The 19,468-nt window shown below is 42.2% G+C and carries 23 protein-coding genes; 4 read left to right on the top strand and 19 right to left on the bottom strand.

Annotation, left to right across the window (positions count from 1 at the left end):
- Window positions 1–62: 62 nt before the first annotated feature.
- From MAMP_RS01635 to MAMP_RS01665, 7 genes are all read right to left on the bottom strand, one after another.
- A complete protein-coding gene (locus MAMP_RS01635; RefSeq protein ID WP_007144227.1) occupies window positions 63–878 on the bottom strand; it encodes a formylmethanofuran dehydrogenase subunit C in 816 nt (271 codons plus the stop codon).
- Complete coding sequence (gene fhcD / locus MAMP_RS01640; protein ID WP_007144228.1) at window positions 875–1,774, bottom strand: formylmethanofuran--tetrahydromethanopterin N-formyltransferase; 900 nt, start codon at window positions 1,772–1,774, stop codon at window positions 875–877. The genes MAMP_RS01635 and fhcD overlap by 4 nt, the downstream gene beginning before the upstream one ends.
- A complete protein-coding gene (locus MAMP_RS01645; protein WP_007144229.1) occupies window positions 1,771–3,438 on the bottom strand; it encodes a formylmethanofuran dehydrogenase subunit A in 1,668 nt (555 codons plus the stop codon). The genes fhcD and MAMP_RS01645 overlap by 4 nt, the downstream gene beginning before the upstream one ends.
- 13 nt (window positions 3,439–3,451) lie before the next feature.
- Window positions 3,452–4,726: a formylmethanofuran dehydrogenase subunit B gene (locus MAMP_RS01650; RefSeq protein WP_007144230.1), complete on the bottom strand. Its 1,275-nt coding sequence runs from the start codon at window positions 4,724–4,726 to the stop codon at window positions 3,452–3,454.
- 102 nt (window positions 4,727–4,828) lie between these two features.
- Window positions 4,829–5,437 carry an SPOR domain-containing protein gene (locus MAMP_RS01655; protein ID WP_007144231.1) on the bottom strand — a complete coding sequence of 203 codons (609 nt, stop codon included), beginning with the start codon at window positions 5,435–5,437 and terminating at the stop codon, window positions 4,829–4,831.
- Window positions 5,438–5,448: 11 nt separating this feature from the next.
- Complete coding sequence (gene argS, locus MAMP_RS01660) at window positions 5,449–7,206, bottom strand: arginine--tRNA ligase (protein ID WP_007144232.1); 1,758 nt, start codon at window positions 7,204–7,206, stop codon at window positions 5,449–5,451.
- Window positions 7,207–7,311: 105 nt separating this feature from the next.
- Window positions 7,312–9,495 carry a primosomal protein N' gene (locus MAMP_RS01665; RefSeq protein ID WP_040576128.1) on the bottom strand — a complete coding sequence of 728 codons (2,184 nt, stop codon included), beginning with the start codon at window positions 9,493–9,495 and terminating at the stop codon, window positions 7,312–7,314.
- 286 nt (window positions 9,496–9,781) lie between these two features.
- Here MAMP_RS01665 and folA point away from each other — a divergent pair, with 286 nt between their 5' ends.
- Window positions 9,782–10,279, top strand: coding sequence for a type 3 dihydrofolate reductase (gene folA, locus MAMP_RS01670; RefSeq protein WP_007144234.1), 498 nt, complete (start codon window positions 9,782–9,784; stop codon window positions 10,277–10,279).
- Here the strand turns inward: folA and MAMP_RS01675 are convergent.
- Window positions 10,248–10,499, bottom strand: coding sequence for a TIGR02647 family protein (locus MAMP_RS01675; RefSeq protein ID WP_007144235.1), 252 nt, complete (start codon window positions 10,497–10,499; stop codon window positions 10,248–10,250). The genes folA and MAMP_RS01675 overlap by 32 nt on opposite strands.
- Window positions 10,500–10,666: 167 nt before the next feature.
- Between MAMP_RS01675 and MAMP_RS01680 the strand changes: the two genes are divergently transcribed.
- Window positions 10,667–11,011: a pentapeptide repeat-containing protein gene (locus MAMP_RS01680; RefSeq protein WP_007144236.1), complete on the top strand. Its 345-nt coding sequence runs from the start codon at window positions 10,667–10,669 to the stop codon at window positions 11,009–11,011.
- On the opposite strand, the gene tatC is transcribed toward MAMP_RS01680, so the two are convergent.
- The 10 genes from tatC to hisB are packed head-to-tail and all read right to left on the bottom strand — an operon-like array spanning window position 11,008 to window position 16,190.
- The gene (tatC, locus tag MAMP_RS01685) at window positions 11,008–11,739 is read right to left on the bottom strand and encodes a twin-arginine translocase subunit TatC (RefSeq protein WP_007144237.1); all 732 of its coding nucleotides are present in this window, start codon (window positions 11,737–11,739) and stop codon (window positions 11,008–11,010) included. The genes MAMP_RS01680 and tatC overlap by 4 nt on opposite strands.
- Window positions 11,732–12,034 (bottom strand): Sec-independent protein translocase protein TatB, encoded by a 303-nt coding sequence (gene tatB, locus MAMP_RS01690; RefSeq protein WP_007144238.1) that lies wholly within the window; start codon window positions 12,032–12,034, stop codon window positions 11,732–11,734. The genes tatC and tatB overlap by 8 nt, the downstream gene beginning before the upstream one ends.
- A gap of 20 nt (window positions 12,035–12,054) precedes the next feature.
- Window positions 12,055–12,294: a Sec-independent protein translocase subunit TatA gene (locus tag MAMP_RS01695; RefSeq protein ID WP_007144239.1), complete on the bottom strand. Its 240-nt coding sequence runs from the start codon at window positions 12,292–12,294 to the stop codon at window positions 12,055–12,057.
- Window positions 12,295–12,303: 9 nt separating this feature from the next.
- Window positions 12,304–12,642, bottom strand: a complete 339-nt coding sequence (locus MAMP_RS01700; RefSeq protein ID WP_040576129.1) for a histidine triad nucleotide-binding protein — start codon at window positions 12,640–12,642, stop codon at window positions 12,304–12,306.
- A complete protein-coding gene (locus tag MAMP_RS01705; RefSeq protein ID WP_007144241.1) occupies window positions 12,642–12,959 on the bottom strand; it encodes a phosphoribosyl-ATP diphosphatase in 318 nt (105 codons plus the stop codon). Before MAMP_RS01705 ends, MAMP_RS01700 begins: the two co-directional genes overlap by 1 nt.
- Window positions 12,956–13,339 carry a phosphoribosyl-AMP cyclohydrolase gene (gene hisI, locus MAMP_RS01710; RefSeq protein WP_007144242.1) on the bottom strand — a complete coding sequence of 128 codons (384 nt, stop codon included), beginning with the start codon at window positions 13,337–13,339 and terminating at the stop codon, window positions 12,956–12,958. Before hisI ends, MAMP_RS01705 begins: the two co-directional genes overlap by 4 nt.
- Window positions 13,340–14,113, bottom strand: coding sequence for an imidazole glycerol phosphate synthase subunit HisF (hisF, locus tag MAMP_RS01715; protein WP_007144243.1), 774 nt, complete (start codon window positions 14,111–14,113; stop codon window positions 13,340–13,342).
- 8 nt (window positions 14,114–14,121) lie between these two features.
- Window positions 14,122–14,871: a 1-(5-phosphoribosyl)-5-[(5-phosphoribosylamino)methylideneamino]imidazole-4-carboxamide isomerase gene (gene hisA, locus MAMP_RS01720; protein WP_007144244.1), complete on the bottom strand. Its 750-nt coding sequence runs from the start codon at window positions 14,869–14,871 to the stop codon at window positions 14,122–14,124.
- 26 nt (window positions 14,872–14,897) lie between these two features.
- Window positions 14,898–15,542, bottom strand: a complete 645-nt coding sequence (gene hisH, locus MAMP_RS01725; protein ID WP_007144245.1) for an imidazole glycerol phosphate synthase subunit HisH — start codon at window positions 15,540–15,542, stop codon at window positions 14,898–14,900.
- 54 nt (window positions 15,543–15,596) lie between these two features.
- Complete coding sequence (gene hisB / locus MAMP_RS01730) at window positions 15,597–16,190, bottom strand: imidazoleglycerol-phosphate dehydratase HisB (protein ID WP_007144246.1); 594 nt, start codon at window positions 16,188–16,190, stop codon at window positions 15,597–15,599.
- Window positions 16,191–16,288: 98 nt separating this feature from the next.
- On the opposite strand from hisB, the gene fnr reads away from it, so the two are divergent.
- Complete coding sequence (fnr, locus tag MAMP_RS01735) at window positions 16,289–17,038, top strand: fumarate/nitrate reduction transcriptional regulator Fnr (RefSeq protein WP_007144247.1); 750 nt, start codon at window positions 16,289–16,291, stop codon at window positions 17,036–17,038.
- A gap of 116 nt (window positions 17,039–17,154) precedes the next feature.
- Window positions 17,155–17,832 carry an OmpW/AlkL family protein gene (locus MAMP_RS01740; protein WP_007144248.1) on the top strand — a complete coding sequence of 226 codons (678 nt, stop codon included), beginning with the start codon at window positions 17,155–17,157 and terminating at the stop codon, window positions 17,830–17,832.
- Window positions 17,833–17,879: 47 nt separating this feature from the next.
- On the opposite strand, the gene murJ is transcribed toward MAMP_RS01740, so the two are convergent.
- A complete protein-coding gene (gene murJ, locus MAMP_RS01745; RefSeq protein ID WP_040576130.1) occupies window positions 17,880–19,421 on the bottom strand; it encodes a murein biosynthesis integral membrane protein MurJ in 1,542 nt (513 codons plus the stop codon).
- Window positions 19,422–19,468 lie beyond the last annotated feature (47 nt).

Consider the following 19,468-nt stretch of genomic DNA (forward strand, 5'->3'; position numbering starts at 1 on the left):
AGCTATCACCATTTCTAACACGGAGAGAAAAGAAACCCGGCCTGAAGCCGGGTTTTTAAGGTTTAAATTTTAATTAAAATCTCACCCATGCCTATGCCGGAAACATCACCAGCATAACGTTGAACACGTGAAAAAGGTTCAATTTCAGCAAATTTGGTATCAAACTTTTTAAATGACGCAAACATCAGCGGCAAAAAGGCTAATGTATGTGAACCACAGTCATTAAAGTTAGCAGAAATACCTTGTTCCGGTGCTGATGTCAGTAATAAAGTGCCGCGTTTCATCGCGTAACCAAAATGCTTTCCGACTTTTCCTAACACAGCAATAGTGCCAGACACCATTCTTGAACCACAGTAATCACCCGCATTACCTTCAATGAAGATGTAACCACGACGCATATGATCACCGGTTCGTGCACCTGTATTACCTGTCACGATCACGGTACCACCAGTCATGCCATTTTTATAACCAATGCGTGCACCACCCAGGAAATCACCGGCATTACCATTAATTTTAATGGTGCCACCTTTCATTTCACAGGCTGTATAAACCCCAGTGTTGCCGTTAATAACGATATCACCGGCTGCCATAAACTGACCAAGATAAGCACCGGCATCACCATCAACCGTGATTTTACCCGTAGCCATGGCATGACCTATATGGTCCAGTTTGTCTGTAGCTTTAGCAAAATGAATATTCGCGACATCCTCACCTTGAATATCAAAAATTTCATCGGTACGGACTTTTTGATTACCGATAACTAAGGTGATCGCTGCAATCTCAGCAGCTGTTTTATCAGCCAGTTTATCCGCTGTTAATGGTGAACAATCCACCCGCTGTGCAGGTGACGTTTTTAACGTGAATGTTAATGCACTCATGCCATGATCTCCTGCAAGTGGAAGTGATATGGGCCTAATTTACCGCCGTAGTTACCCGCACTGATTCGACGAATACCGTTTTCAGCGCCCAAGTCACACACAGCTTGAATACCCACTCGCATCGCTTTATCAATATCTTCTTTGGTTAGGCCGTCAATAACAATTTCCATGACCGATTCAACTTCTGGTGATAAATCACTCTTAGTCTGACCTTTCAGGGTCGGGCAGAAGGCATCATTGGTCGATGCGTTTAAAGCTTTAAATTTAGAGCCCACTTTAGAACCGGACCGTACAACCCCACCAGGGAAAGGCATGATGACGTTTGGAATTTTTCTCATCTCTTCGATAGCCGCTTCACAGGCAGCTAAAGCCTGAGCTTGTGATTCTGCCAATACCAGGAAGTTACCACCACCGACCGAGTCATGCACACCGGTTTTTTCCTGTGTTAAAAATTCACCATCCATCACAGGAATACGCCAGTAGCGTTTGCCATCAATCATTTTTGAAATCTGGAAACCATCACCGAAATAACGCAGGTTTTGACCTAGAGCAATTTCTTTTTCGCTGTTATCCAGACCAGAAAATAAGGCTGAAGTCGGTGAAGTCAAAATACATTGGCCAGCACGTGTTTCTACTTGTTTTGCAAGGCCTTTACCGCCCATAGCAAAGATAAGCACAGAGACGCCTGGACGACCATCTGGTGTTTCACTTGGATCCAATTCACGCTCAATACCCGCTTCACAACCACAGGCAATAACAGAGGTAGCAAAGCCGGTAAATGCCTGTGCCGAAATCATGGCCCACTTGGCATTTAATGCCGTAATAATAAGCCGAGTGCCTTTCATCGGAAAAGCTTCAGCAAACGTCTCGTCTATAGTGACGCCGTTGATAATCATAACTTGCCTCCTTTTTTCAACGGCTGTACGGTCAAGCTTCCGCGGCCATCATCCACGATTTCATCATCACTGATTTTGAAGTTACCCATCGTCATGGTGTGATATTTATCGAAGTATTCTTTTAATGGTTTTTCAATGCCTTTGTCATATTCAGGTTTGACCACATGAGTCGTCCCCCAGGTGACTTTAACCAGCTCACCATTTTTCACAACGATATTGCCATCTTTAAACACATAATCAGGTGAGGTGAACATTTTTTCACGATCAGCATGATCGGTATACACGGTGATATCCGCTGCAGCGCCTACACCTAAATGACCACGATCAGACAAACCGACCAGTTTTGCTGCACCGGCACGCGTCATAATCGCAATATCGTAAAGACTGTATTCGCGATCTAAAGACGCTAAATGCGTGGCATTTTGAGCTTCCGGATGCAGGGTAGACAGCATATCGTTACGGAATGATTTATCCATCAACAACTTAATCAAATGAGGATAGCTGGTGAACGGTGCACCATTCGGGTGGTCTGTGGTCAGGAATATGCGCCATGGATCATCCACCATCAGGAAGGTTTCCAGACCAATCATCCACTGCAAAGCATTTACAAAACTTTGATCTTTGTATTTGAACGGTACAACACCACAACCACCATCACATTCAATATCCATACACACCCATTTATTGGGGTGGGCATGTTTGCTGCCATCAAACTGACGCATATTATCGCCAGAGGCAGTGACTGTCTGGCCAAACAGAATCTGACCCACGTCGACGGTGATATTTTTGTTTCTGTTAATCGCTTCTGCAATCTCTGCAGCACCGGATGAGAATTTAAAGTCACCTTCTGTGCCATAACTATGGAACTGAATATGCGTTAGATGCATCGGCAGGCCTTCAATACCTTGAATAGTATCGAGGGTAGTATCTTTATTTCCTGGCACACCAAGATTACAACCATGTACGTGTAATGGATGAGGAACACCCAGTTCCGTCACCGCACGAGATAGGCGTTGTAGAATCTCACGTGGAGAAACGTTATAAAAACTATTTTTCTCATCCAGATCCAACTTACGTTGATTGAATTTGAATGCGTTAATACCGCCAGGATTAACCACTTTCAGACCAATCGCCTGACTGTGAGTTAATGTCCAGGCAACATAGTTATTAATCGCTTCCTGATCTTCATTGGCTGCCATCATGCGTAACAGGAAGTCATCACTTCCCAGCATGGCATAACCACCTTTATCAATAATCGGTGTGTCATGCATTTCCATATGTGCCTGGCGAGCATTAACTGGCATCACCGCAGGCTCAAAACCGGCTGTGTAACCCATTTCGGCATAACGATAACCCGTAGTTAATGTGCTTGGTGCAGCATGGCCACACCCACTTCGCATTAACTCGGTACGTTCAATTAATGATTCCGCATGATCTTCCGGCAACATGGTACGGGCAATATTGACCTTACCACCACCAATATGGGTGTGCATATCAATCGCACCCGACATAATGACTTTGCCACGAACATCAATTTCTTCATCAACTTTACCATCCGCCGGTGCATCAACGATGCGACCATCACGGATATAAATATCTCTCACCACATCATTTTGCCCATGTTCTGGGTCAAAAATGCGTCCACCTGTTAATTTAGTCAGCATATTTTTTCTCCGTTTACAGGGCTTTCTCAACAGCAGTCAGCACGTCATAAGTGCTTGGCAAGCCACTGTCACGTAATTTTTTGAGTGGTAGTGACACAGAACTATCACAGCGGAAAGTACGACCGACATGATCAATACCAGGAACACCCACCGGGATAAAGACTTCAGGCTCATTATCAAATGTCATACCAGAGCGGCCTAAAACAATTGTTGGTGCGTCTGTTTTTGGTGGCGTTAATTGGGTATTGAAACTGGAAATCCACACCAGACAATCCACCTCGCCTTCATCCAACATGCGTTGTCCACGATTCAAATACGGATCATAGTCGGGCATATTGCGACTGAAGCTGGTTCGCATTGGGTAACCTGCCTGCCAGGATGACACAGCATTCACCGTTGTATCACCATCCTTACCGCCTAACATCAAACCATTGCAGCGTGTTTTTTCATTGACCTCTTTGATCATTTCACACAGGTTTTGAATAGTGGCTTCAGCATGATCCATGCTCATTTCAGAACCAGACCAGGTCAGAACGGAATATTTAGCAGCTTTAATTTTTTCAGCCAAATTGGCGAGTTCTGATACAGCAATACCACCAACGGTTTCAGCCTGAACAGATTTACCTTTTACCAGAGCACGTAATACTGAAATCACCTCGGGTAAATCATCTGTATCGCAAGGCAGAACAGCTGCTTTTTTACCTGCTGGTGAAGTAGAAGCATCACCTGAAGGCGCCTTACCTAGATAAATCACTTCTCGAGATTCAATATCCTGGCCGAACATACTTTCTTGTGGCCAAACCATGCGTTCATAAAAACGGGGAAAGCCTTTTTCAATATCACTACCGACAACGATAAGTAAATCTACACGATTTCTGACTTCGGTCAGCGTGGTCGTCATATAGCCGGTGTCTTGCAGCACCAGAATATTTTTAAAGGCATTATCAGAATAAAAACTGTCGACTGTTGCTCGTGTCGCATCAGCCACGGCCATCGCTGCACGAGCACCGTTTAAATCAGTAGCCATACCACTAATCAGCGGCTGTTTGCTTGATTTCAGCAAACTCGCGATATGGTTAACTGCTTGTTCAAATGAAACATCCTGACCTTTTATTCGTGGTGAAAGATCGGTTATCGGTGTCTCAAAGCCTGGTTTGGTGACCGCATCGCCATTTTCTTTCACCGTGACAGTATTGCCTTTAACTTCAATGACTAAATCATCGGAAGCAATACCACAAAAAGGACTCACTACATCTTCAAAGATGTGAGCTGCTGTATTGTCCGTCATGTCGGTGTCCTCAATTACTCAAATTACAAAACTGAAATCAGTAGCGCTTGATAATAAACAGCCGGGACCATGACAGTCACGAATTAATTCAACTTTCTATTATCAATTATGTTTGGCTCGCAAAAGTAGTGAGTCAATATTGTTATCACGTAACTGCTTCTGCAATGCATCAGCTTTACTACGCCCAGCAATAGGACCCACCTGAACGCGATGCCACGTATCTTTATTGTCTATAGTAACGCTCTGAACTTTAGACTCAATACCTAATAAGGCTAATTTGGCCCTGAAACCATCAGCGTCACTTGCCCGCTTAAACGAGCCAACTTGCAACATATAACTGACATCAGCTTCAGCAGAGGGTTGCGTTTCACTGCCCGTTTCGCTTCCAATAGTGGCTTCTGCTGCATCTGAGTCATCAGAAGGCGAAGTCACGATAGGCTGAGAACCCTGATTTTTTTTATCCACCATGACTTCCATCTCAGGAAGTAAGGTATAAAAATCAAATGTGGGTTCCACCCCTTCTTTTTTTGCAGGCTTTTGTTTTTGCTTCGACTCGGTTGTTTTTACACTGCCAGACTTATCTGCTGGAACATTATCTTTGAGATGCAATAAAAACATCACAAATGCGCCTACAGCAAAGCTCAATAACATCGGCCCCCATGGCAGGGAGCGTGATGATGAATCGTTACGTGTATTTCTTTTTGCCGCCAATGTTCAACCTCTTACATAGACTCAGGCGCAGAAACACCCATAACAGACAATGCATTTTTAATCACTTGTCTGACTGCAGATACAAGTAATAAACGAGCCTGACTCAATTCCATATCATCCACAATAAACTGATGTGCATTGTAGTAAGTGTGGAAATCACGAGCTAAATCAGTAAGATAATGTGCCAGTAGATGTGGTGTATGGTTTAACGCGGCTGTTTCCAGAATCTCAGGATAACGCGATAACATGCTCATCAGAGCTTCTTCATGAGGCTCAGTCAACTTAGCTAAATGTTGTTTTGCCGCTTCTGCATCCCAGTTGTGTCCACGTTCAGCCAGTTGTCTAAAAACACTGCAGACACGTGCATGGGCATACTGGACGTAATACACCGGATTATCGTTGCTCTGTGATTTGGCCAGTTCCAGATCAAAATCCATATGCTGATCAGCACCACGCATTACATAAAAGAAACGCGCTGCATCTTTGCCAACTTCATTGCGTAATTCACGAAGAGTGACAAACTCACCACTACGAGTAGACATACCCACTTTTTCAGTTCCCCGGTACAGCACAGCAAATTGCACCAGCAAGACATTTAATTTATCAGCATCAAGCTGCATTGACTCCACAGCCGCTTTAACACGCGGGATATAACCATGATGATCAGCACCCCAGATATCAATGATGCGATCAAAGCCACGTTGATATTTATTGAGGTGATAAGCAATATCAGAAGCAAAATAGGTGGCCTGACCATTATCACGCACAACAACGCGATCTTTTTCATCACCAAAATCTGTGGATTTAAACCACCATGCACCTTTGTCCTGGTAGAGATGACCAGCTTGTTTCAGCATTTCAACAGCTTTATTTACATCACCGGATTCAACTAATGAACGCTCAGAAAACCATTCATCATATTCGGTACCAAACTCAGCCAGATCATCACGAATGTCATTGAGGATGGCATTTAAGCCTTTATCAAAAACAATCCGATAATTGGCTTCGCCTAATAAGCTTTTGGCTTTATTGGTTAAAGCATCAATGTGCATTTCTTTATCGCCGCCATCAGGTTCATCAGCAGGGATATCCTCAAAAACTTGACTGGCAGACAGCAAAAATTGATTTCCATACTCCGTTTTTAACTCTGCGGCGATGGTGCGAACATATTCACCTTGATAGCCATTACTTGGGAAGGTAAACACTTCACCACATTCATCCAGGTAACGAAGCCAGACACTAGTAGCCAGAATATCCATCTGGCGGCCAGCATCGTTGACATAATATTCACGATGCACATCAAAGCCAGCGGCAGATAACAGACTGCTAACAACAGAACCATAAGCTGCACCACGCCCATGACCGACATGCAAAGGACCTGTAGGGTTAGCTGAGACATATTCAACTTGTACTTTTTTACCCTGACCTACCTGGCTTAATCCGAACTTTTCACCCAGCTCAAGCACATCTTTGATGACTTGTTGATTCGCTTCAGCAGAAAGGAAAAAATTAATAAATCCAGGTCCGGCAATTTCGACGTTTGTGACAAAATCGGTTTCAGGTAATGCTTCGAGAATTTCGGTCGCAATTTGTCGTGGATTCATTTTGGCTGGTTTTGCCAACATCATCGCAATATTTGAAGCAAAATCACCATGAGATTTATCTTTAGTTCGTTCTATCTGAATCTCAGGTAGATCAAACTCTAAAGCATGTTTTTGAGTAAATGAAGATAAAGCCTGACCAAGCAGGTTTTTCAGTTGATTTTTCAACGTTGATGAACCTTGAATGCAATTTGAATAGTGTCGCGCATTTTACCCGATCATCCGCTTGGATTACATCCTTGTTTCGTTATCGTTTTTAGTCGGTAATTTTGTTTACAAAAGATCGACTGGATCAATATCAATTGACCAACGTACTTTTCTTGCCAGTTTATGCCGTGAAATCACACTGATATGTCGATCCAATAACTGATGTAAGGGTTTTCGATGTGCGCTACTCAATAATAATTGTGCTCTGAACCGCCCTCCCTTTTTTTCCATAATCGCTGGAACCGGTCCCAAAATCAGAACATCCTCTGACGCATGTTGATGACATTGTGCGCTGAACTCTTGTAAAAACGCTGTTGCTTGTTCTCTATCAGAAGATTCAGCGCGGATAACCGCCCAATTCGAAACCGGCGGTAATTCCATATCAATACGTTCTTCCAACAAGCTTTCTGCTGTTTTCTTATAGCCTTTTTTGATGAAGTTTTTCCAGAAAATATGCGCAGGTTGTTCTGTCTGAATTAATACCTCGCCTGACTTATCTCCTCGCCCGGCTCTACCTGTGACCTGGGTAATCATTTGTGCCAGATTTTCTGTGGCTCTGAAATCAGCACTATACAATCCCTGATCAGTATCGAGAACACCGACGAGAGTAACATCATGAAAATCATGACCTTTTGCCAGTATTTGTGTTCCCACCAGAATTCGGGCTTCCCCTTGTTTAATATCAGCAATCAGATCTGAAAAAGCGTTCACTCTCTGGGTAGTATCTCGATCCACTCTAATAACCGGTGTTTCAGGAAAAAGTTTTTGCAAGTGCTGTTCAATTTTTTCCGTGCCAGCACCATAACTTTTCAATGACTTTGATTCACATTCAGGACATTCTTCAACTAATCGCTGAATAAAACCACAATGATGACAAAACAAAATATTGCGATGCTGATGAACCACCATTCTTGCATCACAATGTTTACATTTAGCCTGCCAGCCACAGTCATGACACATCAAAACGGGGGCATAACCACGTCGGTTGATAAACAAAATAATCTGATTACCCGCATCCAGATGTTTTTTGATTGCTTTGAGTAAGACATCGCTAAAGCCATGCTCAGGATTTGCTTGACTGTTATCGACTAAACGTACCGGTGGTAATTGAGCATTACCTGCTCTTTGTGTTAATTCAAGCAATTGAAAACGTTGTTTTTTTACTTGGTACAAGCTCTCTAGTGACGGTGTCGCACTGCCCATGACGATCGGTATATTGTATTTTTGAGCTCTAATCAGAGCGACATTTCTTGCATGATAACGTAAGCCATCTTGCTGTTTATAGGAACTGTCATGCTCTTCATCGATGATGATAAGTCCTGGGTTAATCAATGGGGTGAAAACGGCTGAGCGTGTACCGATAATCACATTTGCTAAACCTTGTTTTGCTAATAACCAGGCTTGTTTTCTTTCTTTATCTGAAACGGCTGAGTTCAGGATGACTATGGTCGTGTTCAGTCTTTTTTTAAATCGTTCAACAAACTGTCCTGTCAGACCAATTTCTGGAATAAGTATTAATACTTGTTTATTGGTTTTTAACACTCTTTCGGTTAGCTCAATATAAACTTCTGTTTTACCGCTACCAGTTATTCCTTCCAATAAAAAGGGCTGAAATTCTTCTTTTTTTTGCCAAACGTTTTCTACAATCTGTTGTTGTTGCTGATTCAGTATTAAATCAACATTCAGTTCATTACTTGGAATGGGTAATTTTGCTTTTTGTTGTTGTGATATCAAGCCTGCTGTTTCAAGCGCTTTGAGAGAACTGCTGACATTCCCTAAATACTGTTTAAACATCGACTGGCTGATACCGTCAGCATAATCTTCTAGCAAATCCAGACACTGCTGCTGTTTTGAACCCATTTTTTTATCGACAGTTATGTCTGTTCTGAACCACCACGTTTCTTTATCAAGTTCTGCTGGTTTTCCTGTTCTGAGTAATTTGGGCAAAGCTGTCTGAAAACATTCGCCAAGAGGATGGTGATAATACCGACTTACCCAAAGTAATGTTTGCATTAATTCATCTGGAATTAATTTTTTGTCATCTAACTTTTCTTCGATCGCTTTTAACTTAGTGATATCTGTATCGCTTTTAACTTCACTCAGTTTTACAACAATGCCAGTGCAGAGTCGGTTGGCAAAGTTTATTTTTACCCGAGCACCTATTTCCCATTCGGAGATAGGTAAATCTGAGGTGTAATCAAACAATTGTCTGAGAGGACACGGTACGCTAATGTGAAGTATGCAAGTCATTAATTAAACATAAAGAAAGAAAGATATTTTTTTAGTGATGTTAATGATTTATGCCTGTGGATTGTTGGATAGTTCTTATTACAACATATAAATCAGATTGTTATCGATGTTTACACATGTTGATAACTTTAAAGCTGCGCAGACTAAATCCTGTGGATAAAAACAGGAGTTATCCACAGGGAAAGTTATCCACAGCTTGTGATCGATCTTATAGGGATCTTATACAGCACTTATTATGAGTAAAATTTACGCCTGTTATTAGGTTAAAAATGTGTTTGGAGAATGAATGAAAATAGCAATGATTGTGGCGATGGATGAACAAGGTGTGATTGGCAAAGACAATGATTTGCCATGGAAAATCTCTGCCGATTTACAGTTTTTTAAACGAACTACCATGGGTAAGCCCATTATCATGGGAAGAAACACGCATGAATCAATTGGTAGACCACTACCGGGTCGAAGAAACGTCGTTGTGACGTCACAAGATGATTATATTGCTGACGGTTGTGATGTTGTTCATTCATTGGAGCAGGCATTTTCTTTGTGTGAAAATGCTGAAGAAGTGATGATTATGGGAGGAGCATCGCTCTATAAACAATGTTTTCCACTATCTGACAAACTCTATATCACACAAGTCCACACCACCATTGATGGTGGTGATACCTGGTTTCCTGACTGGGATCGTTCTGATTGGAAACTGGTGAGTTCAGAAGACCATAAAGCCGATGAAAAGAATCAGTATGATTATAGCTTTATGCTATTTCAGAAGATTCAGAACAGATGATTTGTAATGCGTGCTGTAAGTGTTCTGCAGCTTCGTAGCCTAAATCAGTGAGATAACCCCCATCATGTTGGCTGATGAGTCCTTTTTTATATAAATTTTCAGTGGCATCGATCATTTCTTGTCTGGCGTTGTGATGAACTTTAATGCCTGCTTGAGTGCTGTTTAACGGGAATTGAAGTAATACTTCGATTTCTTCTATTAGATATTGTTTGATTGTCATGATCTGAGCCTTTTGCTGTTTTTATGGATTTAAAATAGCATAAAGGGTGAAATTCATTTAGGTATTTGTGAAATATATCGGAATATTTTCTTTTGTATAGAAATATGATGGACTTAGCTAGAATCTAGCCGTTATATAACAATAAAGACAGTAAGGGAGAAACAACAATGGCTGCTCCAGTAATTACCGATAACCCACTTTACCAATTACTACGTGATGGTAAAGTTCAAGAATTTAACCAACGAGTTGCTGCCGGTGAGCAGGTAGATTTAAGGGGATGCGATTTTAGGCACTTAACCTTAGTTGGTTTGCTAGCAAAAGGTCTGGACTTTTCAAATAGCTATTTTCGTCAAGCAGATTTGAGGGGGATAGACTTTACCGAATGTGTCAGCATGGAAGGTGCGAGCATTCATGGTGCAAAAATTTCCGGGGTCTATTTTCCTAAACAATTTGAAGCTGAGGAAATTTTACTTTCTTTACAACATGGAACACGAATGCGTTACAAGGCTTAGAGTTCTTGCTGTTTTTTTGGTAAAAACCGTGCGCTGAATAATCCCATCTCAAATAATAGCCAAATGGGGACAGCAAGTAAGGTCTGAGAAATCACATCCGGGGGCGTGAGTAACATGCCCACTACAAACGCCCCCACGATGATGTAAGGCCGTTTTTCTTTCAAGGCCTCCACCGTTGTCGCTTGAGTCCAGATAAGCAAGACAGTGGCAATAGGGACCTCAAAGGCCAAACCAAAGGCAAAAAATAGTTTTAAAACAAAATCCAGATAACTACTGATATCTGTCATCACTGCTACCCCTTCAGGAGCAGCTTGCGTCAAAAAAGCAAAGATCAGTGGAAACACCGCGTAATAAGCGAAAATAATTCCTAAGAAAAATAAAATGGTGCTGGCAAACAGCAGTGGGAATACCAGCTTTTTTTCATGTGAATATAAGCCTGGTGCAACAAAGGCCCACAGTTGATATAACAAAACTGGAACAGCCAACAGAATGGAGATGCTCAGCGTCAGTTTAAAGGGGGTCAAAAAGGGGGAAGCGACCTCGGTCGCAATCATGGTGCTGCTCTCTGGTAATTGCTTTAAGAGCGGTTCGGACAAAAAGTGGTAAAGGTCATTAGAAAAAGGCAGTAAACATAAAGCGATGACCAGTACAACTAACACGCCTTTTAGCAAACGATCCCTAAGTTCAACCAGATGTGATATCAATGGTTGTTGATCGTTATTATCCATCTTTTTTATCTGTCTCTTCGGTGTTTTCTGTTTTTTTCTGGCTTTCTAAGCTTTCATCAATATGAATTGTTTGATTCATATCAGACATGGTTTGATTGGTTTTATTCAGAGCATCTTTAAGCTCTTGTGCCCGAAGCTCTCTTGAAATATCGGTTTTTATGGCGTGCAAAGAAGCCTGGGCTCGCCCTATCCATAATCCTGTCACTCTGATGAGTTTAGGCAGCCTTTCCGGGCCGACAACAATCAGTGCCACAAGAGCAATAACCAAGATTTCCCAGAATCCAATATCAAACATGGCAAATACGCCGATTTAGCTTAGTGAGATGTTTTATCTTTACTATCGCTTTTCTGTGATGACTCATGCGTATCATGGTGCTGAATTGAATCATGTTCACCTTTCTCGATGTCATCCTTGCCATCTTGCACTGAGTCTTTGAAGTTTTTTATGGCACTGCCTAAATCTCCACCCAAAGAGCGTAATTTTTTTGTACCAAATAATAAAATCACAATGGCTAAAACAATCAGTAACTGCCAAATGCTAATACCACCTAACATGGTTATCTCCTAGTTAAATCCTGGCATTTTATCGCCGCCAAGGATGTGAATGTGCAGATGATCAACTTCCTGACCGCCACCCGGTCCGGTATTGATGATAGTTCTAAAGCCATTATCCAAACCTTGACTCTCTGCAATTTTAGGCAGACTGAGCATCATATGAGCAAGAAGTGAGGCGTGTTGCTGATTAGCGTGATCCAGTCTGGCAATATGCTGTTTTGGGATAACTAACAGGTGGACCGACGCTTTTGGGTTGATATCTTTAAAGACATAAATCAGCTCATCTTCAAAGATCCGGCTTGAAGGTATTTCACCTGCGATAATTTTGCAGAATATACAATCACTCATCATTTACTCCGGTTAGCCTTTTCTTCCAGGCCTGAGAGGCCAAAACGTCTTGCAAGTTCGTCTAGCACCGCTTGAGTATCGATATCATTATGTGCCAGTAAAACAAGACTATGAAACCATAAGTCGGCAGTTTCATAGATGATTTCATCTTTGTTTCCACCTTTACCCGCGATAACGGTTTCTACCGCTTCCTCACCTAATTTTTTCAGGATTTTATCGGTCCCAGCAGCATAGAGACTAGCGACATAAGAACTGTCTGCATCTGCTGTTTTACGTTCAATAAGAACTTCACTCAGTTGTTTGATTATATCGCTCATGAATAGATATCTTTGGGATCTTTTAACACAGGCTCAACAGCTTGCCATTGACCCTCTTGAAGCTCATTGAAGAAACAGTGATGGCGGCCTGTATGACAGGCTATCCCGCCTTTTTGAATCACTTCAAGCAAGATGGCATCGTTATCACAATCCATTCGTATCGATTTAACGAGTTGTTGATGCCCTGACTGTTCCCCTTTATGCCATAACTTTTGTCGGGAACGAGACCAGTAAACAGCATGCCCTTTTTCTGCGGTCAGTTGTAAAGCGTCTTTGTTCATCCAGGCTAAAGTAAGTACTTGCTTGCTTTCAAACTCTTGTGTAATAACAGGAACAAGTCCATCGCTATTCCATTTTACTTGTTCTATCCAAGCTGTCATTTACAGTCTCACCTCAATACCCTGTGCTGCCATTTGTTGTTTTGCCTCTTCAACAGTGTGTTCACCAAAGTGGAAGATACTTGCTGCTAAGACAGCATCGGCATGGCCAAGTTTTATACCATCGGTTAAATCCTGAAGTTTGCCAACACCACCTGACGCAATAACAGGAACGTTCACCGCATCGCTGACTGCTCGCGTCAGTGCCAGGTCAAACCCTGATTTGGTGCCGTCTTTATCCATACTGGTTAACAGAATTTCTCCAGCACCATAGTCGACCATTTTTTTAGCCCACTCAACAGCATCAATCCCTGTAGGTTTACGACCACCGTGGGTAAAAATTTCCCATTTATCAGTTTCGTTTTCAGCAGAGACTTTTTTAGCATCGATCGCTACCACAATACATTGTGAGCCGAATTTTTCTGCCGCTTCGCGAACAAATTCAGGATTATTAACTGCAGCAGAGTTGATGCCCACTTTATCGGCACCGGCATTCAGCATTCGGCGAATATCTTCAACCGTTCTTATTCCTCCACCAACAGTTAATGGAATAAACACCTGACTGGCTACAGCTTCAACAACATGGACCATTGTGTCACGTTCAGCATGTGTGGCTGTGATATCGAGAAAAGTGATTTCATCAGCGCCTTGTTGGTCGTAACGTTTAGCAACCTCAATTGGATCGCCGGCATCTCTGATATCAACAAACTGGACGCCTTTTACGACACGTCCACCATCAACATCAAGACAAGGAATAATGCGTTTCGCGAGAGCCATGGTTAGCTTTAAAACTCCAACGGCGGGTTTAATTTATCAGCCAGTTCCTGACCTTTTTTCAGGTCGATACTGCCTTCATAAATTGAGCGGCCTAAAATAGCCCCCATCACACCCTCGTCTTCACAAGCGCATAAAGATTCAATATCTTCATAGGAGCTGACGCCACCTGATGCGATAACAGGGATTTGAATTGCCCGAGCCAAGTTTCGAGTAGATTCAAGATTAAAGCCCTGCATCATGCCATCGCGGCTGATATCTGTGTAAATAATGGCTTCAACACCGTCTTGCTCGAATTGCTGGGCAATGTCGACGACATCATGATTGGATAATTTCGACCAGCCATCAATGGCGACTTTCCCGTCTTTAGCGTCGAGACCAACGATGATGTGACCTGGAAATTCGGCACACACATCACCCACAAAATGAGGTGCATTAATCGCCTTGGTTCCCAGAATGACGTAGCGAACACCGGCGTGAAGATATGTTTCTATCGTTTCTTCATCACGAATGCCACCCCCAACTTGTACATCTAGCTCAGGAAATGTTTTGCAAACTTCATGGATAACTTCAGCGTTAACCGGATTACCAGCAAAAGCACCGTCTAAATCTACCATATGAAGTCTTTTGGCTCCCGCTTCAACCCATTTACGGGCAACGGCAACAGGATCTTCTGAAAACACGGTGTTATCTTCCATTCGCCCCTGACGCAAGCGCACGCAGTGACCTTGTTTGAGATCAATGGCAGGGATTAACAACATAATCTTACTCCGTTTGTTGATGTTGATTAGGACGGCTGACCGTCCCAGTTTACAAAATTTTCTAATAACTGAAGCCCAGCACGCTGACTTTTTTCAGGGTGAAATTGAGCAGCAAAGATATTGTCTTTATACAGTGCGGCGGCAAAATCATCAGGATAGGCAGATGTGCCAGCGATAACCTGTTTGTCTTCAGGAACAGCATAAAAACTGTGTACAAAATAAAAACGGCTGTTTTGCTCTATGCCTTTCCATAACGGGTGTGAGCAGGTTTGATGAACCTGGTTCCATCCCATGTGTGGGACTTTGAGTTTTTCGCCATCAGCATTTTTGGCAGGCTGAAATAATTTGACTTCGCCAGTGAAAATATCAAGTGTATTGACGCCATTATTTTCTTCACTATGAGTCAATAAGGCCTGCATCCCCAAGCATATTCCAAGAAAAGGCTTTTCCTGAGCAGCTTGTTTGATAACGTGTTCCAGTTCCAGATGTTTTAGTTCTGCCATACAATCACGTATTGCTCCAACACCTGGAAATAAAACATGGCTGGCAGAAAGAATGGTCTGAGGATCTGACGTAACAACAACAGAGGCATTATTGGAAACTGCTTCCAGTGCTTTTGAGACAGAGCGTAAATTACCCATGCCGTAGTCAATCACTGCTATGCGATGCATGTTAAACCTGTTTATTTACTTAATAATTTATGGCTAATAATTCTTTTAAAAAGATTATAAAGCACCTTTAGTTGAAGGCAATTGTTCTAATGCGCGCTGATCCAGTGAAACAGCCATTCGTAATGCTCGACCAAATGCCTTGAAAATGGTTTCAGCAATATGATGAGCATTGCGGCCTTTTAGATTATCAATGTGTAGTGTAATGCCGGCGTGATTTACCAAGCCTTGGAAGAATTCGTAGAACAGGTCAACATCAAACTCGCCAATCTTATCGCGGGTAAATGTGACATCAAACTCGAGTCCAGGACGACCAGAAAGATCAAGTACAACGCGAGATAATGCTTCATCTAGCGGCACATAGGCATGTCCGTAGCGAACAACCCCTTTTTTATCACCTAATGCTTTTTTTAAGGCCTGACCGATTGTGATGCCTACATCTTCAACGGTGTGATGAGCATCGATGTGTAAGTCGCCATTTGCTTTAACATTCAGATCAAACAAGCCATGACGGGCTATTTGATCCATCATGTGATCTAAAAACGGAACACCCGTTTCGGCATTGAATTGACCGCTACCATCCAGATTGATTGAAACTTCGATCTGCGTTTCCAGTGTGTTTCGCGCAACTGACGCGCTACGAGTGGTCATTTGATTTCCTGAAAATTAGTAATAAAAGGAGATAATAACTGTTTCGAACAAGGGTTTGAAGCGTTATTATAGTCAACGTTCACTATATAGGATTAGCAATGACCCAGTTAGGCAACGTTACCCCACTATTTCAGGACCTCGCTAAAGTCGAACATGAACATAATCTCGCTTGTCAGGAGTGTTCACTTTATCGTTTATGTTTGCCACTTGGTTTACACAATAACGACTTGATTCAATTAGATAAAATCATCAAGCGCAGTCAGAGTTATTCCCGAGGTCAGCCACTGTTTAGTACCCAGACACCGTTCAATTCTATCTATGTTGTTCGTTCTGGTTCCTTTAAAACAACGGTTTCTGCGGTTGACGGTCGCGAGCAAGTAACCGGATTTTATTTTCCCGGTGAGTTTGTGGGTCTGGATGCTATCTATGAACAGGCTTATCGTTCTAACGCAAAAGCATTAGAAAGCAGTAGTGTGTGTGAATTACCTTTCGATATGTTGCAAGAGTTGGGCACCAATATGCCTCAACTTCAAGTACAGATGATGTCACGTTTGAGTAAAGAATTGTCTGGCGATAAAAGTCTGATGTTTTTATTAGGCAAAAAAACGGCTGAAGAAAAACTGGCGACATTTTTATTATCTATTTCGCGTCGTTTCCAGGATCGTGGCTTTTCTGCACGTGAATTTCAGCTCAGTATGTCACGTGGTGATATCGCTAATCATTTGGGTCTGGCTGTTGAAACCGTCAGTCGGCTTTTTTCGCGCTTTCAGGATGAAGGCTTGATCGATATTCAAAACAAATCTATTTCTTTGCGTGACACTGAAAAATTAAAAACATTATGTGGGTAATTCCGGTAAAAATTCGTAAGCGCTCGCTTTATTGATCCAGGTCAATGCATTAACCCCACACCTCCGTAAAATTCAAACCATGTCTTACAGAACATAGTTTGTCCGAGGAGGAAAAAATGAAAACAACAACACTTGCTGCAGCACTACTCACTACTTTAGGCTTGTCTACGCTTGCCGCTCCTGCCATGGCTTATGAAGCAGGTGACTGGTTAGTTCGTGGTCGTATTATCAACGTTAATCCTAATGATGACAGTGGAACACTTACATTAAATGGTGTTGACCAAGGCACAAAAGGCGTTAGTGTTAACTCTGATACGGTTCCAGAGCTTGATATCACTTACATGCTCCATAAAAACTGGGGTGTAGAATTAATCCTAGGTTATTCAAATCACACTGTTAAAGGTGAGAAATCTTGGTCAGCTCTAGGTGATGTTATTGATACTAAAGTATTGCCACCTACTTTAACGCTGCAATACCACTTTATGCCGGACTCAAATATCAGACCTTATGTCGGTGCAGGTATCAATTACACTTATTTCTTTGATGAAGAGGTAAAAGGTCCTGTTCTTGATGTACCCGGTGCTAAAGTAAAGCTGGATAGCTCATGGGGCTTAGCTGCACAAGCTGGTGTTGATGTGGCTCTAAATGATGATTGGTTTGTAAACTTTGATGTGAAATATATTGATATCGATACTACCGCACATTTCAAAAATACTGGAGCCGCGGCTTCAGCAAAAATTGACGCTGATATCGACCCGTTTGTTTGGGGTATTGGTATCGGACGCCGCTTCTAAGAAATTAATGTCCTCGTAGTGCTTGGCCCTCTTCGGAGGGCCTTTTTTTATCTATTGATTGGTCTAACTAAGCTTCTTAGATTGATACGTAAGATAAGTAGTAAGACAAAATAAATCACAGCTGCCCCCACGATTAATCCAGATAAATGACTGGCTCTCTGTAAGGCATCCCACATTTCCCAGTTTTTATATACCGGATTCAAGGCGAATAAAAACAGCAGTAAACCTGAATTAGCGATAATTAATTTCAATGAAAATCGTGCCCAGCCAGGGTTTGGTGAATAAACACCGCGCTTTCTTAAACCTTGATAAAGCAGGCCAGCGTTAAGTATGGCTGATAATGATGTCGCTAAAGCCAAGCCCACGTGCTCAAGATAGATCATCAGGATTATATTCAGCCCCATATTACTGATCATGGCAATGATGCCTATCTTGACAGGGGTTTTTGTGTCTTGTCTGGCGTAATAACCTGGTGCCAGGACTTTGATGAATATAAAAGGTAATAGCCCTAGGCCATAGGCCATTAAACTCAAAGAAGCTTTATGAGAATCGACGGTTGTAAATTCTCCATATTGAAATAATGTCATTAACAAAGGTTCAGCTAAATAAATCAGCCCTATTGCAGCCGGTGTTCCAATAAAAAACACCCAGCGTAACGCCCAGTCGATAGTGTCTGAGAATTCTTCTGTGGTCTTGGCTGCATGTTTCCTGGATAGGCTCGGTAAAATAACAGTAGATAAAGCGATTCCAAAAACGCCCAATGGAAACTCAACAAGTCGGTCTGAATAATACAACCAGGAAATACTGCCAGTAACTAAAAATGATGCAAGTAAGGTATCCAGTAGAAGATTTATCTGCGCAACGGAAACACCAAACATAGCCGGGATCATCAAGCGGATAATTTTCCTGACACCCTCACTTTTCCACCCCCATTTTGGCCTGGGCAATAAGCCGAGTTTTATTAAAAAGGGTAGCTGAAATAAAAACTGTACAACCCCACCTATAAAAATACCCCAGGCGAGACCTGTGACCGGTTCCTCTAATTTAGGTGATAACCATATCGCTGCTGCAATTAGCGATATATTAAGAAATACGGGGGTAAATGCAGGAATAGCAAACTTACCAAAACTATTGAGAATTGAACCGGCAAGCGCCGTTAATGAGATAAAAAAGATATACGGAAAGGTGATGGTAAGAAGATTAGCTGCCAGGTCGGCTTTGATTGGGTCTTCTACAAAGCCGGGGGCGAAAATCATGATAATCACAGGTGCGGCAATCATCCCCACAGCCGTTATCATGGTTAGAATAACGGCTAAAGTGCCGCTGGTTTGTGCAATCAATTGCCGTAAGGGCTTATCACCATGTTCTTTAAATTCTGCAAGAACGGGAATAAAAGCTTGTGAAAATGCACCTTCAGCAAAAAGTCGTCTTAAAAAGTTGGGGATCTTAAAAGCAACAAAGAAAACATCGGCGCCCAAGCCCGCACCGAACATTCTGGCAATGACAATATCTCTTACAAAGCCTAGTATCCGGGATAAAAAAGTCATCACACTGACAACTGCGGTAGACTTGAAGAGTTTTTCGCTCATGTTTTACTCACAACAGGGTTATATCTCGGCTGTACAAGGTTAAAAAA

Source organism: Methylophaga thalassica MP (assembly GCF_000214595.1).
Taxonomy (GTDB): Bacteria; Pseudomonadota; Gammaproteobacteria; order Nitrosococcales; family Methylophagaceae; genus Methylophaga; species Methylophaga thalassica.

Bases quoted from the DNA above. Each gene is read 5' to 3' on its own strand.
- fhcD (WP_007144228.1), bottom strand. From the start codon at position 1,774: ATGATTATCAACGGCGTCACTATAGACGAGACGTTTGCTGAAGCTTTT.
- hisH (WP_007144245.1), bottom strand. From the start codon at position 15,542: ATGCATCGCATAGCAGTGATTGACTACGGCATGGGTAATTTACGCTCT.
- hisF (WP_007144243.1), bottom strand. From the start codon at position 14,113: ATGGCTCTCGCGAAACGCATTATTCCTTGTCTTGATGTTGATGGTGGA.
- MAMP_RS01665 (WP_040576128.1), bottom strand. From the start codon at position 9,495: ATGACTTGCATACTTCACATTAGCGTACCGTGTCCTCTCAGACAATTG.
- MAMP_RS01680 (WP_007144236.1), top strand. From the start codon at position 10,667: ATGGCTGCTCCAGTAATTACCGATAACCCACTTTACCAATTACTACGT.
- hisA (WP_007144244.1), bottom strand. From the start codon at position 14,871: ATGTTGTTAATCCCTGCCATTGATCTCAAACAAGGTCACTGCGTGCGC.
- murJ (WP_040576130.1), bottom strand. From the start codon at position 19,421: ATGAGCGAAAAACTCTTCAAGTCTACCGCAGTTGTCAGTGTGATGACT.
- MAMP_RS01650 (WP_007144230.1), bottom strand. From the start codon at position 4,726: ATGACGGACAATACAGCAGCTCACATCTTTGAAGATGTAGTGAGTCCT.
- MAMP_RS01700 (WP_040576129.1), bottom strand. From the start codon at position 12,642: ATGAGTGATTGTATATTCTGCAAAATTATCGCAGGTGAAATACCTTCA.
- MAMP_RS01695 (WP_007144239.1), bottom strand. From the start codon at position 12,294: ATGTTAGGTGGTATTAGCATTTGGCAGTTACTGATTGTTTTAGCCATT.
- fnr (WP_007144247.1), top strand. From the start codon at position 16,289: ATGACCCAGTTAGGCAACGTTACCCCACTATTTCAGGACCTCGCTAAA.
- hisI (WP_007144242.1), bottom strand. From the start codon at position 13,339: ATGACAGCTTGGATAGAACAAGTAAAATGGAATAGCGATGGACTTGTT.
- hisB (WP_007144246.1), bottom strand. From the start codon at position 16,190: ATGACCACTCGTAGCGCGTCAGTTGCGCGAAACACACTGGAAACGCAG.
- tatB (WP_007144238.1), bottom strand. From the start codon at position 12,034: ATGTTTGATATTGGATTCTGGGAAATCTTGGTTATTGCTCTTGTGGCA.
- folA (WP_007144234.1), top strand. From the start codon at position 9,782: ATGAAAATAGCAATGATTGTGGCGATGGATGAACAAGGTGTGATTGGC.
- MAMP_RS01705 (WP_007144241.1), bottom strand. From the start codon at position 12,959: ATGAGCGATATAATCAAACAACTGAGTGAAGTTCTTATTGAACGTAAA.
- MAMP_RS01635 (WP_007144227.1), bottom strand. From the start codon at position 878: ATGAGTGCATTAACATTCACGTTAAAAACGTCACCTGCACAGCGGGTG.
- MAMP_RS01675 (WP_007144235.1), bottom strand. From the start codon at position 10,499: ATGACAATCAAACAATATCTAATAGAAGAAATCGAAGTATTACTTCAA.
- MAMP_RS01740 (WP_007144248.1), top strand. From the start codon at position 17,155: ATGAAAACAACAACACTTGCTGCAGCACTACTCACTACTTTAGGCTTG.
- MAMP_RS01645 (WP_007144229.1), bottom strand. From the start codon at position 3,438: ATGCTGACTAAATTAACAGGTGGACGCATTTTTGACCCAGAACATGGG.
- tatC (WP_007144237.1), bottom strand. From the start codon at position 11,739: ATGGATAATAACGATCAACAACCATTGATATCACATCTGGTTGAACTT.